General features: G+C 40.1%; 16 protein-coding genes. All 16 read left to right on the top strand.

Annotated elements, in window-relative coordinates; genetic code table 11:
- Window positions 1-7: 7 nt before the first annotated feature.
- A complete protein-coding gene (gene hslU / locus ACFVS1_RS13420; RefSeq protein WP_048684871.1) occupies window positions 8-1,417 on the top strand; it encodes an ATP-dependent protease ATPase subunit HslU in 1,410 nt (469 codons plus the stop codon).
- Window positions 1,418-1,507: 90 nt separating this feature from the next.
- Window positions 1,508-2,287 (top strand): GTP-sensing pleiotropic transcriptional regulator CodY, encoded by a 780-nt coding sequence (codY, locus tag ACFVS1_RS13415; protein WP_057278408.1) that lies wholly within the window; start codon window positions 1,508-1,510, stop codon window positions 2,285-2,287.
- 750 nt (window positions 2,288-3,037) lie between these two features.
- Window positions 3,038-3,433 carry a flagellar basal body rod protein FlgB gene (flgB, locus tag ACFVS1_RS13410; protein WP_352921472.1) on the top strand — a complete coding sequence of 132 codons (396 nt, stop codon included), beginning with the start codon at window positions 3,038-3,040 and terminating at the stop codon, window positions 3,431-3,433.
- Window positions 3,433-3,891 (top strand): flagellar basal body rod protein FlgC, encoded by a 459-nt coding sequence (gene flgC / locus ACFVS1_RS13405; RefSeq protein ID WP_352921470.1) that lies wholly within the window; start codon window positions 3,433-3,435, stop codon window positions 3,889-3,891. Before flgB ends, flgC begins: the two co-directional genes overlap by 1 nt.
- Before the next feature lie 23 nt (window positions 3,892-3,914).
- Window positions 3,915-4,223, top strand: coding sequence for a flagellar hook-basal body complex protein FliE (gene fliE, locus ACFVS1_RS13400; RefSeq protein ID WP_352921468.1), 309 nt, complete (start codon window positions 3,915-3,917; stop codon window positions 4,221-4,223).
- Window positions 4,224-4,317: 94 nt separating this feature from the next.
- Complete coding sequence (gene fliF / locus ACFVS1_RS13395) at window positions 4,318-5,916, top strand: flagellar basal-body MS-ring/collar protein FliF (RefSeq protein WP_387548034.1); 1,599 nt, start codon at window positions 4,318-4,320, stop codon at window positions 5,914-5,916.
- A 13-nt stretch (window positions 5,917-5,929) separates the two neighbouring features.
- Entirely contained in the window at window positions 5,930-6,949 is a 1,020-nt protein-coding gene (gene fliG / locus ACFVS1_RS13390) for a flagellar motor switch protein FliG (protein ID WP_387548032.1), read from the top strand.
- Window positions 6,933-7,700 (top strand): flagellar assembly protein FliH, encoded by a 768-nt coding sequence (gene fliH, locus ACFVS1_RS13385; protein ID WP_387548029.1) that lies wholly within the window; start codon window positions 6,933-6,935, stop codon window positions 7,698-7,700. The genes fliG and fliH overlap by 17 nt, the downstream gene beginning before the upstream one ends.
- A 2-nt stretch (window positions 7,701-7,702) precedes the next feature.
- Entirely contained in the window at window positions 7,703-9,022 is a 1,320-nt protein-coding gene (gene fliI, locus ACFVS1_RS13380) for a flagellar protein export ATPase FliI (RefSeq protein WP_387548026.1), read from the top strand.
- Window positions 9,023-9,024: 2 nt separating this feature from the next.
- On the top strand, window positions 9,025-9,471 hold the full coding sequence (fliJ, locus tag ACFVS1_RS13375; protein WP_241591164.1) for a flagellar export protein FliJ: 447 nt from the start codon (window positions 9,025-9,027) through the stop codon (window positions 9,469-9,471).
- 4 nt (window positions 9,472-9,475) lie between these two features.
- Window positions 9,476-10,105, top strand: a complete 630-nt coding sequence (locus tag ACFVS1_RS13370; RefSeq protein WP_387548023.1) for a MotE family protein — start codon at window positions 9,476-9,478, stop codon at window positions 10,103-10,105.
- Between the two features lie 11 nt (window positions 10,106-10,116).
- The gene (locus ACFVS1_RS13365; RefSeq protein ID WP_387548021.1) at window positions 10,117-11,424 is read left to right on the top strand and encodes a flagellar hook-length control protein FliK; all 1,308 of its coding nucleotides are present in this window, start codon (window positions 10,117-10,119) and stop codon (window positions 11,422-11,424) included.
- 8 nt (window positions 11,425-11,432) lie between these two features.
- A complete protein-coding gene (gene flgD, locus ACFVS1_RS13360; protein ID WP_387548019.1) occupies window positions 11,433-12,080 on the top strand; it encodes a flagellar hook assembly protein FlgD in 648 nt (215 codons plus the stop codon).
- 385 nt (window positions 12,081-12,465) lie between these two features.
- On the top strand, window positions 12,466-13,731 hold the full coding sequence (locus tag ACFVS1_RS13355; protein WP_352921452.1) for a flagellar hook protein FlgE: 1,266 nt from the start codon (window positions 12,466-12,468) through the stop codon (window positions 13,729-13,731).
- 28 nt (window positions 13,732-13,759) lie between these two features.
- Entirely contained in the window at window positions 13,760-13,996 is a 237-nt protein-coding gene (locus ACFVS1_RS13350) for a flagellar FlbD family protein (protein ID WP_387548016.1), read from the top strand.
- Window positions 13,993-14,421, top strand: coding sequence for a flagellar basal body-associated protein FliL (gene fliL / locus ACFVS1_RS13345; RefSeq protein WP_241591174.1), 429 nt, complete (start codon window positions 13,993-13,995; stop codon window positions 14,419-14,421). The genes ACFVS1_RS13350 and fliL overlap by 4 nt, the downstream gene beginning before the upstream one ends.
- The last annotated feature ends 49 nt before the right edge of the window (window positions 14,422-14,470 follow it).

The raw sequence follows: 14,470 nt of genomic DNA, 5'->3' as shown, positions 1-14,470 counted from the left end.
AGCGCAAATGTCAAAAAAAGCTAATTTAACACCGAGGCAAATCGTTGAAAAACTGGATCAGTATATCGTAGGGCAGCGTGAGGCAAAACGGGCAGTGGCAGTGGCTCTTCGGAATCGCTACCGACGTTCCCTTCTCTCGGATCAACTTCGTGACGAAGTCGTACCGAAGAATATATTAATGATTGGACCGACAGGCGTTGGGAAAACAGAAATAGCTCGGAGAATGGCTAAATTGGTAGGTGCTCCTTTTGTTAAAGTTGAAGCAACGAAATTTACGGAAGTCGGGTATGTCGGCCGGGATGTAGAGTCCATGGTCCGTGATTTGGTGGAGACTTCCGTCCGCCTCGTGAAGGAAGAAAAGATGGCCAGCGTAAAAGAACGGGCAGAAGAAAATGCAAATCGCCGTTTAATAGAGCTATTAGTGCCATCCACTAAAAAACAGAGTAATTTCAAGAATCCTCTTGAAGTCTTTTTTGGAGGCAATAACAATCAAGACGAACAAGATCCGGAAGAAAATTCCGAAGATTTAAGTTTGCAGGAAAAAAGAAAAATCGTCGCTGAAAAGCTGGCTAATGGTGAGTTGGAAAGTGAAATGATAACGGTCGAAGTGGAAGAACAGGCTGCTTCGATGTTTGATATGCTCCAAGGTTCGGGAATGGAACAGATGGGGATGAACATGCAGGACGCTTTAGGAAGCTTGATGCCGAAAAAAAGCAAGAAGCGCAAATTGAAAGTAAGTGAAGCGAGAACCGTTTTAACAAATGAAGAAGCGGCAAAATTGATTGATATGGATGAAGTCACTTCCGATGCAGTATACGGGGCTGAGCAAAATGGGATTATCTTCATTGATGAAATAGACAAAATTGCAAGTAAGCAATCGGGAAGTTCATCAGCGGATGTTTCAAGAGAAGGTGTCCAAAGGGACATCCTGCCAATTGTAGAAGGTTCGACAGTAGTGACTAAATATGGGTCAGTTAAAACGGATCATGTCCTATTTATTGCTGCAGGGGCCTTTCATATGGCTAAGCCATCCGACCTTATCCCTGAATTACAAGGTAGATTCCCAATTCGTGTTGAATTGAACAAACTGACTGTAGACGACTTTGTACGGATTCTTCATGAACCGGATAATGCCTTGTTAAAACAATATGTAGCTTTATTAGAAACTGAAGGTATAGAAATTGAATTTTCTGACGATGCTGTTCGTAAGATAGCTGAAGTGGCCTTCGAAGTAAATCAAAACACAGACAATATTGGTGCAAGAAGACTTCATACCATTTTGGAACGGTTGCTTGAAGACTTATCGTTTGAAGCTCCGGAAATAACGATGGAGAAGATTACAATTACTCCCCAATATGTCGAAGGTAAGCTTGGTTCTATCGCCCGGAACAAAGATTTAAGCCAGTTTATCCTTTAATTAAGAAACAAAGGGCAATGAACATAAAATTACGGAAATACAACTTCATAGTTATTGTGAACCATGGTATTTTTAGGAGGAACAAATCAAATGAACTTATTAGCAAAAACAAGAAAAATCAATGCAATGCTCCAAAAAGCAGCAGGTAAAGCAGTTAACTTCAAGGAAATGGCTGAAAGTTTAAGTGAAGTTATCGAAGCAAATGTATTCGTCGTCAGCCGCCGCGGGAAATTACTAGGCATAGCGGTAAGTCAGCAAATTGAAAACGAACGCATGTACAAAATGTTGGAAGATAAACAATTCCCAGAAGAGTACACAAAAAACCTTTTCAATATTCCTGAAACCTCATCGAACCTTGATATCGAAAGCGAATATACTGCTTTCCCAGTCGAAAATAAAGAGCTTTTCGCAACTGGATTAACAACGATCGTACCGATTATGGGCGGGGGAGAAAGATTAGGAACATTGGTGCTTGCCCGATTACAAGAAAAATTTCACGATGATGATTTAATTTTGGCTGAATATGGTGCGACTGTAGTCGGCATGGAAATCCTGCGTGAAAAATCAGAAGAAATAGAAGAAGAAGCTCGTAGTAAAGCTGTCGTTCAAATGGCAATTTCCTCGTTATCTTACAGCGAATTGGAAGCAATTGAGCACATCTTCGAAGAGCTTAAAGGTAATGAAGGTCTTCTTGTAGCTTCCAAAATTGCAGACCGTGTCGGCATCACCCGTTCCGTTATCGTAAATGCACTAAGGAAACTGGAAAGTGCAGGAGTCATTGAATCACGCTCTCTTGGAATGAAAGGTACTTATATCAAAGTATTGAACGATAAATTCCTACTTGAATTAGAGAAGCTAAAAAATAATTAACATACCAAAAAGGCAGTCCTTGAAAAAGGGCTGCCTTTTTTTGTGATATTTGGATCTGTTGCCGTTCTGGGACTAACAGGCAAATGTGGGTGAATGACATGGGGGGAAAGGAAAAAGAGGTAATTCGGATTAAATGGAAATGTGAATATAGGCATGTTTTTTATTAGAAGCAGTAAAGATAGTTAAATATTTCTTAAAAAGGGTAATTATATTATTATAACTGTCGATATGATGAAAATGAACGATGATGTTACTTTTTGATTTTAAAGATCCTATGGATAACGGGGTCCAAACCTGTTGGGAGTTTTGTCGAATGGAACAGAGCTTTAAAAAATATCGTTTTTTTTTCAAAAAAAAAAAGAAAGCAGGAATTACTTGTTTTCTTAAAACCCTTTATTTAAAAGGGTGAAATCAACTAAAATGAAATAATAAATTTTAAAAATTAGTTCTAAAGTATCAGGTATATGGATTTGTTTTTCGATATGATATATAAGCTAATAGAAGTAAAAATTGGTTAATATGTAGAATATCATAATAATATGTAATATAACGTCATAATAGACCTGAAATTATACTAATAAAAACGACAAATTTGAGTGATTTATGACAAATTTCGACGATAATAGGTCTAAAGTCTATGTGTTGTTTATGGACATAGTTATAATGTTTCTTTAAAATTAAAACGTAAATGTGCTGGGTTAATTTATTGATAAAGTCATTATTTGTTAATTATAGAAAGAGGTGATCGATGTGGAATTATTCTCGAATACTTTTCAATCACTTGAAAATGCCCTTGATTATTCTAATGCCAAACAAAAAGTCATTTCACAGAACATAGCCAATTCGGATACGCCTAATTATAAAGCTAAAGAGGTCGATAAAACACAATCCTTTAAAGGAGAACTGGAATCTTCCCTGGAGTCATATCGTACCGATGAACGACATTTTACCTTCAAATCAGAGGGAAGTCATGCTTCTAACATCGTGACGCAGAAAAATGTCCGATATAACAATAATGGGAATAGTGTGGACGTTGATAAGGAAATGACGGATCTTGCTGCCAACCAGATTTATTATAATGCAGTAACGGACAGGCTTTCAGGTAAATTTCAATCTTTGCAGAATGTAATTAGAGGAGGTAAGTGATGGGAATCTTCCAAAGTATAAACATGACCGGATCTAGCCTGACGAGTCAAAGGGTAAGGATGGATGTAATCTCCGCTAATATGGCTAATGCCGATTCTACCAGGGCGGAATATGACGCCGAATCAAAAACATGGAAGCCATACACAAGAAAATCGGTTGTGCTGCAAAGTAAGGAAAACGGTTTTTCGAGTTTCTTAAACGCAGCATCAGGAACAACGAGCGAGATAGGGAATGGAGTGAAGGTGACTGGAATAGTAAAAGATAAAACACCTTTTGAACTGGATTACAATCCCGAACATCCTGATGCCAATGAAGATGGTTATGTTGAAATGCCAAATGTCGACCCGCTTCGGGAAATGGTTGATTTAATGAGTGTCACACGCTCATACGAAGCCAATGTGACAGTTTTAAATGCATCAAAGGGAATGATGATGAAAGCTTTGGAAATCGGGAAATAAAAGTTTGAAAGGAGATTGTGGATATGGAGGGGATTTCTCTTTCTGCAGTGAACAGTGCAAGTAATGTTCTGAAAAAAGAGCAAAACAAGACTAATACACCATACGAAGCACAACAAGATTTTGCGTCCGTATTAAAAGAATCAATGAATAAAGTTAACGAAACACAAGTGGCATCTGATGATCTTACAACCAAATTGGTTAATGGGGAGGATGTTGAGCTTCATTCGGTGATGATAGCTTCACAAAAAGCCAGCGTTACCATGCAGGCTACATTAGAGGTTCGGAATAAGGTTGTGGAAGCCTACCAGGAAATGATGAGAATGAGTATATAGCATTCATTTTTTAACCTCATAATATAGAGAAAAAATGACCAGGGGGAAAAGAAATCCCCCAATCATAAATTCATAGACTGACCGGGGGATTTAAATGAATGAAGTACTAGTGAACTTTAAAAACAAAATAACTGCTTACTGGACAAGCCGCAGTAAAAAACAGAAATTCATGATGATTGGTTCAGCGGTATTAATTATCATCATCATTACGGCAGTTTCAATTTTAACCACGCGTACGACGCTGGTGCCCTTATATTCCAACTTAACTCCTTCGGAAACGGGGAGCATTAAAGAAAATTTAGACAGTCAAGGGATTATGAATGAAGTTTCTGAAAATGGAACGACCATAAAAGTTCCGGAAGAAAAACTGGATTCACTTAAAGTGGAGCTGGCAGCTGAAGGAATTCCGGAATCAGGCAGTATCGACTATTCCTTTTTTAGTCAAAGTGCCGGTATCGGAATGACTGAAAATGAATTCAATGTCATTAAACTTGACTCGATGCAAACGGAATTGGCCAGTTTAATAAAAAAGATTGATGGAGTAGAAGATGCCAGTGTTATGATCACTCTTCCTGATAAAGGAGTTTTTGTCAGTGATTCAGCTGGGGAAGCGTCAGCATCCATTGTATTGAATACGAAACCCGGTTATAAATTTGAAGAAAGTCAAATCAATTCCCTTTATCATCTCGTCTCAAAAAGTGTTCCGAATCTCCCTACAGATAATATCGTCATTATGAACCAAGAGTTTGAGTACTTCGATCTTGAAAATGAAAATTCTTCTTTTGCGTCCGCATTTGCTACCCAAAACGAAATAAAAAAAGAAATAGAACGCGATATTCAAAGACAGGTACAAAATATGCTTGGAACGATAATGGGGAGAGACAAAGTGGTTGTTTCTGTCACGACAGACATTGATTTCACTCAAGAAAATCGGGAAGAGAATTTAGTTGAACCGGTCGATGAAGAAAATATGGCTGGAATAGAGATTTCTGCGCAAAGAATCAATGAAACGTATAGCGGGTACCCAGCAGGTGCAGGAGGCGTTCCGCAAAGTGAGGATTCCTCAGATTCATTGGGAACCCAATACGTTGAAGGCACAAATGGATCCGGTGATTATGAAAAAGTGGATGAAACGATAAATAGTGAAGTGAACCGAATCAAGAAAGAAATAGTCGAAAGCCCATATAAAGTCAAAGATTTAGGTATTCAGGTCATGGTCGAACCGCCCACAGCTGACGATCCGAATTCTTTATCACAACAGAGTATGGATGATATTACACAAATCCTTGGTACGATAATCCGCACGACAATCGAGAAAAAAGCTGAAGGGGAAGAGCTGACGGACGAGGAGCTTAATAATAAAATTGCGATTTCCGTGCAGCCGTTTAACGGGAAAATGAAGTTGCAAAAAGATGAAACGAAACCTTCGTTACCAATATGGGCATACATCGTCGGCGGAGTGCTAATACTTGCCATTATCATTCTCTTAATCTTATTCCTCCGTTCCCGAAAGCAAGCTGAAATGGAAGAGGAGTACGTGGTTGAAGAGGAAGAAGTCGTATTCGATGTTCCGGATCTGAACAAAGAGAAGGAAACGGAAGCGTCTTTAAAAAGAAAACAACTGGAGAAGCTGGCAAAAGAAAAGCCGGATGAATTTGCGAAATTATTAAGAAGCTGGATAGCAGAAGACTAGGAGGCTTAAGAAAATGACAGATAGAAAAAAAAAAGCCGGATTGACTGGCAAACAGAAAGCTGCCATCCTCCTTATTTCCTTAGGCCCGGATGTTTCTGCATCCGTATATAAGCATCTTTCCGAAGAGGAAATTGAGAGATTGACCCTTGAAATTTCGGGAGTGAGGAAAGTGGACTCCCAAGATAAAGAAGAAATTCTGGAAGAATTCCATACTATTGCTTTAGCACAGGATTACATCTCCCAGGGCGGGATAGGATATGCCAAGCAGGTACTTGAAAAGGCATTGGGTACTGATCAGGCAACCGCCATCATTAACCGTTTAACATCATCCTTGCAGGTGCGTCCATTCGACTTTGCTCGGAAGGCAGATCCTGGACAAATCTTGAATTTCATTCAGAACGAGCATCCGCAGACCATTGCATTGATCTTGTCCTATCTTGATCCCACACAGGCTGGAAAAATATTGTCTGAGCTTCCGCAAGAGGTGCAGGCCGATATTGCTAGGAGGATTGCTTTAATGGATAGCACTTCTCCGGAAATCATCAATGAAGTGGAGCAAATACTTGAAAGGAAACTTTCAGCGACTGTAACCCAAGATTATACACAGACTGGTGGAGTGGAAGCCGTTGTAGAAGTGTTGAATGGTGTTGACCGCTCAACGGAAAGGACGATCTTGGATGCGCTTGAAATTCAAGATCCGGAGCTTGCTGAGGAAATCAAGAAAAGAATGTTTGTTTTTGAGGATATCGTGACCCTTGATGGCAGAGCGATTCAGCGCGTTGTCAGGGAATCCGATAACGAAGATCTTAAACTTTCTCTTAAAGTGGCTAGTGATGAAGTGAAGGAAATCGTTTTCCGAAACATGTCAAAACGGATGGTTGAAACGTTCCAGGAAGAAATGGAATATATGGGGCCGGTACGTTTGCGTGATGTAGAAGAAGCACAATCAAGAATTGTTGCCGTCATTCGACGACTGGAGGAAACTGGAGACATCGTGATTGCCCGCGGCGGAGGGGATGATATCATTGTCTAGGATTATCAAATCCCAGCAGGCTAACCAAGAGAAAAGTAAAAAGATAGCGATAAAAGTTCGCCCTTTTGACTTAAATGATGATGCAGATGAGCGAAAAAACCTTCATTATATTCAATCTGATGAATTTCTCAAAGATGCCAAACAGGAAGCGGAAACATTATTGCTCGATGCTAAGCAAAAAGCCCAAGCGATTGCTGCTGAAATCCAGCAAGACCGAGAACAATGGGAGATTCAAGAAAAAGCAATGTTTATCGAACAAGCTCAAAAAGAAGGGTATCAGCAGGGAGTCGAAGATGGGATCCAAAAGGGTTATAGCGAGATTGCCGCGGAAATAGCTTTTGCAAAAGAAGTGGTGCAGTCCTCTAAAAAAGATTATCGGCACCATATCGAATCATCTGAAACCGTTATTTTGAATCTTGCCCTGAAGGTGGCAGAGAAAATTATCGGGCAAAAGCTTGAAAAAGATGAAGAGTCTTTTTTATCCATAGTCAAAAGAGCCATCAAAGAAGTGAGGGATTACCGTGAAGTGCAATTGCATATCCATCCGATTCGATATCACTCGATTCTTTCTCATAAAGAAGAGTTGATGGCAATCTTTCCGAAAGATACTGAGCTGTATATCTTTCCGGATGATGAGCTTGAAGAAAGCAGCTGTATCATCGAATCCGAAAACGGAAGGATGGATGCGAGTGTCGACAGTCAACTGCAGGAAATAAAAGTGAAACTAACTGAATTGCTGGAAGGGGAATAAAGATGAAAACTAGAGACCTATTGCCCTTGGTTGATGAAGTTGATCCATTCAAACATTATGGACGGGTCAAACGTGTCGTGGGGTTAATGATAGAATCTCAAGGCCCTGAAAGCTCTGTAGGTGATGTTTGTTATATCCATACAGGCATACAAAATAAGAAAAACCGAATCATAGCCGAAGTGGTCGGTTTCCGTGATGAAATGGTTATTTTAATGCCGTTTACAGCAGTTAGTGATATTGCCCCGGGCTGTATCGTGGAAGGAAGCGGACGGAGTCTTGAGATAAAGGTGGGAAGTGAGCTTATTGGCAAAGTAGTCGATCCATTGGGGCATCCCATTGATGACTCACTTCTTCCAAAAGGTTTGGCGACAATTTCTGTGGATCAAGATCCGCCGAATCCGATGAAACGGCCTCCCATTAATGAACCGATAGATGTAGGAGTCCGGGTAATTGATAGTTTATTAACAGTTGGAAAAGGACAACGTGTTGGTATCTTTGCAGGAAGCGGCGTCGGGAAAAGCACGTTGCTTGGTATGGTGGCAAGGAATACGACGGCTGACTTAAACGTGATCGGTCTTATTGGAGAACGTGGCCGTGAAGTTCGTGAATTCATTGAGAAAGACCTTGGTCCGGAAGGGCTGGCACGATCAATCATTGTAGTGGCGACATCTGACCAGCCAGCATTGATGAGGATAAAGGGTGCTTTGACGGCAACTGCCATCGCGGAATATTTTCGTGATAAGGGATTGAGTGTGATGCTGATGATGGATTCGGTCACGAGGGTGGCGATGGCCCAGAGGGAAATTGGGCTTGCCATCGGGGAACCGCCGACGACCAAAGGGTATACCCCCTCCGTTTTCGCCATCCTCCCAAGGTTACTCGAAAGAACGGGTACAAATCAGCTCGGTACGATTACAGCTTTTTATACGGTACTCGTCGACGGTGATGATATGAATGAACCGATTGCTGATGCTGTAAGGGGAATTTTGGATGGTCACTTCATACTGGACCGTAACTTAGCCAATAAAGGACAGTTTCCAGCGCTCAATGTATTAAAGAGCATTAGTCGTGTCATGAACAATATAGTTGGTGACAAGCATAAAAACGCCGCGGAAGAATTACGGGCAAGTTTATCAACCTATATGGAGTCGGAAGATTTGATTAATATAGGAGCTTATAAGAAGGGTTCTTCCAAACAAATTGATAACTCAATTACACGCTATCCGGAAATCATTTCATTTTTGAAGCAAGGAACCCATGAAAAAGCTACCAAAGATAATAGTATCAATGCCCTTGTCGAATTGATGGAGAAAGGTGATTAATAATGATTTATCAATATAAATTCGAGAAGATCCTGACCATCAAAGAAAAAGAAAAAACCGATGCACTAGCTAAATATAATGCTGCTTTAAAAAAATTTGAAGAAGTGGCAGAAAAGTTATATAAGCTTTTAAAGAAAAAGGAAGAGCTGCTTGAGTTTCAACAGGAAAAGCTGCGAAATGGATTATCCATACAGGAAATTCGTCATCATCAGTTATTTATGGACAACTTGGAAAAACTCTTAAACCACTGTCAACAGGAAGTCATTGAAGCGCGATACAAGATGAATATTCAACGGGATATATTAATGGAAAGAAATATCGAGGTTAAAAAGTACGAGAAAATGAAAGAAAATGATTTTCATAAATTCCTCGATGTCATAAAGGAAGCTGAGAACAAACAAATGGATGAAATATCAATCCGGCAATTCTTAAGCAAAGGCGTAAGGTGATGGAATGGGTAAAAAAAGTGAATCTAATGGATTGGAAGAATTGGAAGAAAGCAAGATAAGTAAGTTTCAATGGTTTCTTGTCATCTTCATTCCATTAATCTTTGCGGTAACTGTAGCTTTAATCGTTTTTACAGTTGCAGGGGTGAATGTAGTGGAAAAGGCAAAAGAAATGTCTGCGAAAATACCCTTCATTGAATCGGATCAAAAGGATGAAGAGGAAGATAAACCAGCCAAGAGTGATGAGAAAGTTTCCATGAAGCTCGAAAAATTAGAAACCGAGATTGAAAACAAGGAAAAAGAGATAGACAAGCTTGAGAGCATCATCGATACACGTGACAAGGCCATTGAAAAGGCAGAAGCGGAAAAACAGCAGCTTCAAACAGAAATGAATCAACTTAAAGATAGTCAGAATAATAGTAAACAAGCGTTCAAAGATATCATCCGTACTTATGAAACGATGGCTCCCAAGAAGGCTGCACCCATCATTACCGAAATGAATGATGAAGATGCAGTGGAAATTCTCTCAAGTATGAAAGCAGCCACTTTAGCAAAGGTTTTGGAGCAAATGACAACGGCTGATGCTGCAAGGTTAACGAAGAAACTAACGGAACAAAGTTTAAGTGAAAAGAGTTAGGAGGTGAATATATGAATTCTGCCATTAATTCTTTACTTCCCTTGGCATCATTAACTCAAAAGGTACCAATTAAGCCAAATCAACAAACTAATTCAGGGTTTGGATCAGTCCTTCAATCAGCGATAGTGGCAGAACCTCCCATTCCATCGGATAAAGGGGGCAACCCTGAAGGGCGAATGTCTGAAATAAACGATTTGCTTGTTTTTTTGAAACTTGAAAGGTTAAGTGATACAGGGGAAGAGAGTGCAGCCGTTGCCCCTTCAACAAACCAACAAGACAGCACCCTTATTTTACAGGTCCAAAAAAATATACTTGGAAATGGTGAGGGTGCCCTTGATGATTTCTTTGCGAGCATCGAGGAACTGGATTTAGAACAAGAAGGTGATGACTTCAGCCTGAATCCACAAAGTTTGTTATCAGCCAATGTCATTGAACTGTATACCACCCTGAAAAAAGTTACTGTATTGAGCGAAGAAGAATGGCATGACCTCCCATTGTCTGGTGTGGTGAATCTTTTGAAACTGGTGAAAATTCAAGATCTTCTTTCGGAGAATAAGGATATGACACAAGATGAAGCGGCCATTCAGAAACAAATGAAACACCTGCTTGAAGGAATAACGGGGAAGCTGGAGAAATGGCTGTCCAATCAGTCAAAATCAAAAACAGAACCTGACCAATCCAACACTTCGGAGACAAGGCAAACTAAAGCAATAGAAACATTTAGAAGCGCATTATCGCATCTATCTGGGAGTGACAAGGTGAATAAAGATGGAGCAGTCGCTAGCAGTGTGACTTTGCAAAGACCGGATAGCGGTAAACATCAAGGGCCTGGTATGCCTTTTCTCATGACAAAGCTGGAGCAATTCGTCTTGGCGGCTCCCAAAGTTGAGCAAACTGTCAGTCAAGATGAGTTTGTTAAGCAATTTGAAAATATTTTAAGTAAGGCGAACTTTAGCGGAACTAACGGTGTAAATAAACTGTTGATCAGATTGAATCCTGAACATTTAGGATCCCTAAGAATCGAGCTGATTCAAAGGGACGGTATGCTGTCAGCCAAGATTCTGGCTACTACTGTCCAAGCCAAAGATATTCTGGAGAACCAGATTCATGGTTTAAAACAAGCGTTTAGCGGACAAAACATTCAAATGGAAAGAATTGAAATATCACAGACCTTCAATGCTTTTAACTCTGAGAAATTCAGCCAGAAAGATGCGGATGAACATAATGAACAACAGGAGAGTAAGGAAGAAAGCAATGAAGAGCCGGAAAGCGAGTTTACGGGATCCCTTGCCGATGCTCTGTTAAATCTGGAAGTGTAGGTGAAAAAATGACGACCATCGATACATCACTACTATTATCAAAATCCCAAACTGAAAACAGAAAAACCGGGGATGCATTGGGAAAAGATGATTTCTTGAAATTGTTGCTTACCCAGCTTCAAAACCAAGATCCGTCAAGCCCGATGGACAATACCGAGTTCATCGCCCAAATGGCCACTTTTTCTTCTCTGGAACAGATGATGAATATGGGAGCCCAAATGGAAGAAATAATCGGGATCAATCAACAAAATAGTTTAATGAACTATAACTCTTTTGTCGGAAAGGAAGTCACTTGGCACAAATTGGATGAAGGCGATGATGACCTTGCGATAGAAGAAGGAACAGGCATCGTTAAATCGATCCAATATAAGGGTGATGGAGTTTATTTTCTTTTAGAAGATGGCACAAAGCTTGAACCCGCAAATATTTCGACAATGAAACAAACAACTTCCACGTCGAATAGCTTGACGGCGGCAAGTGAATTAATAGGCAAGCGCGTTTCCTGGATGGATGAAAAAAATGGAGAGACATCAGCTGTCGTAATCTCGGTATCCATGAATAATGGCAAACTGCAAATTGAAGTGGATGATGAAAACAACACCAAGTTATCATCAGATCAATTGATAAAAGTCGCTGAAGGGGCGGGATATGAATAAACTTGGTTTTCAAGCAATTCCGCTCAAGCGATGACACAAACAAATATGATTGTTAAGGCAAAGGCAGATGATCCAGCAAGGCTTCCAACAGCATTTTCAAGCTGCTGTCTACACACATAGACCATCAGTAAACATGTTCAATTGCGGATGAGTCAAAAATGGGTGTAACCGAATCTCTTATCATTACATTAAAGGGAATGCGGCACTGATAGTAAGCACGATAAACAATAAGGTCATCACAGCACGAACAGGGAAGAAGCAACATGTCAAATTTTCACGAACATCAATGGAATCATCATTTTAGATAAATAGGCTGGACCTGAAAGAGGAAGCCTGGACTGTGGAATGACGGAAGCAGTCTTTATATGAAAGGGGAGCTTTTACCATGCTTCGTTCAATGTATTCGGGAATAAGCGGATTAAAAAACTTACAAACAAAATTGGATGTTATCGGTAATAACGTCGCCAATGTCAATACTTATGGTTTCAAAAAAAGCCGTGTGACATTCAGCGATGCGATGAACCAAACGGTATCTGGTGCAAGTGCAGCAACAGCCAATAAAGGAGGAACCAATTCTAAACAAATTGGATTGGGCTCCACGATTGCTACAATCGATACGATCCATACACAGTCAAGCCTGCAAACCACCGGCCGCGATCTTGATTTAGGAATATCCGGTGATGGCTATTTCGTCGTCAAGCAAGGCGATTCTCTTTCATATACACGTGCAGGAAACTTTTATTTGGATGATAATGGTACCCTTGTCAACGCGAATGGTTTGAAAGTGCAGGCCTACAAGGTTGATGAAAACGGGAAACGATCAAAAACGATTGGCGACGTTGCTGTTAACGTCAATGCGATTTTACCTGCCATTACCACCACTAAAATATCAGTAAGTGGAAATCTAGCTGCCGACGCAATTGATGGTACCGTATTTAGCCAGCAAATGAAAGTTGTGGATGACAAGGGTAAAGAACAAACGGCAACTATCTATTTCCAAAAAAACGGTGATGATAAATGGGAGCTTTTTGATGAAGAACCTGCTGCTTTTGGGGATACATCAGCTACTAAACCAAAACCGTTCACAACGGTTAATTTCAACGCTAATGGTCAGATAGTGGCAGCTGATAAAACCCAGTCAGGTCAAACCATAAATATTTCAAGCGGCGAAGAGGATGACTCGGATACACAAGGTGATGAAAGCGTACAAAAAGTTAATTTGGATTTTGATTTCTCGAATCTTACTCAAGTTAAAGGTTCCACCACTGCTCTAGTCAATCCGAATGGTAATAAAGAAGGTAAACTGGAAAGCTTTAATATTGGTTCATCAGGGGAAATAAATGGCGTTTATTCTAACGGTCTGATCACTACCTTAGGCCAACTGGCCGTCGCCAAGTTTTCCAATCCATCTGGCTTGACGAAAACTGGTGGCAATACTTTTCAGGAATCAATAAATTCAGGTACTGCAAATATCAATATCGCAGGTGAGGGGCGCGGTGTTATTGCATCAGGTTCTTTGGAAATGTCCAATGTGGATTTATCCGAAGAGTTTACTGAAATGATCGTTGCTCAACGTGGTTTCCAGTCGAATACTAGGATCATCACGACGTCGGATGAGATTTTGCAGGAATTGGTTAACTTAAAACGATAGGTTAAGGGAGGGAGGAGCCAGGTGCTTTTTGCCTTGGCTCCTAAATATCATTATCAAAGTCAAAAGGCTCAATGGAAAATGCTTTTATATCAATGCATTGTACATAGACACAGTCGAGTCATTGCCAGATACGACCATTACTTTTACAAATGGTAAGAAAATCGTTGTGCTAGAGAAGGAAGAGGAACTGGTTGAAGCTATTATACAATTTTATCGTACCGTTAATATTCTCGGTTTTCGTAAGGATGTGGAGGAGAGTTCATGAAAAAAAATCTATTGACCATTATGTTGATCATACTCGTGGCTATAACGCTTGTTGGTGTCATAGCGGTCGTGGTAGTGACAAAGTTATCTGATCCCACATCTGCCGAAGATAAGCCTAGCATTGACGAAATTGTCAAATCTTCAGTTGAGATTCCTGAAATTACTACGAATCTTGCCGGCAATGATTATATCAAAATCTCATTTATGGTCCAAACAGAAAATAAAAAAGCAAAAGAAGAGTTGGAAAAAAGAAATTTTCAAGTGAAAAATATCATCATTACCGAACTATCAGAAATGAAAGCGGAAGAGTTAACCGGTAAAAAAGGCAAGGAAAAGCTTCAAGAAGCGTTAAAGACTAGAATGAATGAATTAATGGAAGAAGGAAAAGTTGAAAAGGTTTATATAACCTCCTCGATTCTGCAATAAGAACATCCTTGCTTCATTAAATAAGAAGGAGAAGCTTTGGAGGTGAGTG

Source organism: Peribacillus sp. NPDC058075 (assembly GCF_042885195.1).
In the GTDB taxonomy this organism is placed as follows: Bacteria; Bacillota; Bacilli; order Bacillales; family DSM-1321; genus Peribacillus.
The sequence above is the reverse complement of the archived record's forward strand: the minus strand, read 5'-3'. Positions and strand labels throughout refer to the sequence as shown.

What these genes read in the sequence shown, in the direction of transcription:
- hslU (WP_048684871.1), top strand. Translation starts at nt 8, where the DNA reads ATGTCAAAAAAAGCTAATTTAACACCGAGGCAAATCGTTGAAAAACTG.
- codY (WP_057278408.1), top strand. Translation starts at nt 1,508, where the DNA reads ATGAACTTATTAGCAAAAACAAGAAAAATCAATGCAATGCTCCAAAAA.
- flgC (WP_352921470.1), top strand. Translation starts at nt 3,433, where the DNA reads ATGGGAATCTTCCAAAGTATAAACATGACCGGATCTAGCCTGACGAGT.
- fliE (WP_352921468.1), top strand. Translation starts at nt 3,915, where the DNA reads ATGGAGGGGATTTCTCTTTCTGCAGTGAACAGTGCAAGTAATGTTCTG.
- fliF (WP_387548034.1), top strand. Translation starts at nt 4,318, where the DNA reads ATGAATGAAGTACTAGTGAACTTTAAAAACAAAATAACTGCTTACTGG.
- fliG (WP_387548032.1), top strand. Translation starts at nt 5,930, where the DNA reads ATGACAGATAGAAAAAAAAAAGCCGGATTGACTGGCAAACAGAAAGCT.
- fliH (WP_387548029.1), top strand. Translation starts at nt 6,933, where the DNA reads ATGATATCATTGTCTAGGATTATCAAATCCCAGCAGGCTAACCAAGAG.
- fliI (WP_387548026.1), top strand. Translation starts at nt 7,703, where the DNA reads ATGAAAACTAGAGACCTATTGCCCTTGGTTGATGAAGTTGATCCATTC.
- fliJ (WP_241591164.1), top strand. Translation starts at nt 9,025, where the DNA reads ATGATTTATCAATATAAATTCGAGAAGATCCTGACCATCAAAGAAAAA.
- ACFVS1_RS13370 (WP_387548023.1), top strand. Translation starts at nt 9,476, where the DNA reads ATGGGTAAAAAAAGTGAATCTAATGGATTGGAAGAATTGGAAGAAAGC.
- ACFVS1_RS13365 (WP_387548021.1), top strand. Translation starts at nt 10,117, where the DNA reads ATGAATTCTGCCATTAATTCTTTACTTCCCTTGGCATCATTAACTCAA.
- flgD (WP_387548019.1), top strand. Translation starts at nt 11,433, where the DNA reads ATGACGACCATCGATACATCACTACTATTATCAAAATCCCAAACTGAA.
- ACFVS1_RS13355 (WP_352921452.1), top strand. Translation starts at nt 12,466, where the DNA reads ATGCTTCGTTCAATGTATTCGGGAATAAGCGGATTAAAAAACTTACAA.
- fliL (WP_241591174.1), top strand. Translation starts at nt 13,993, where the DNA reads ATGAAAAAAAATCTATTGACCATTATGTTGATCATACTCGTGGCTATA.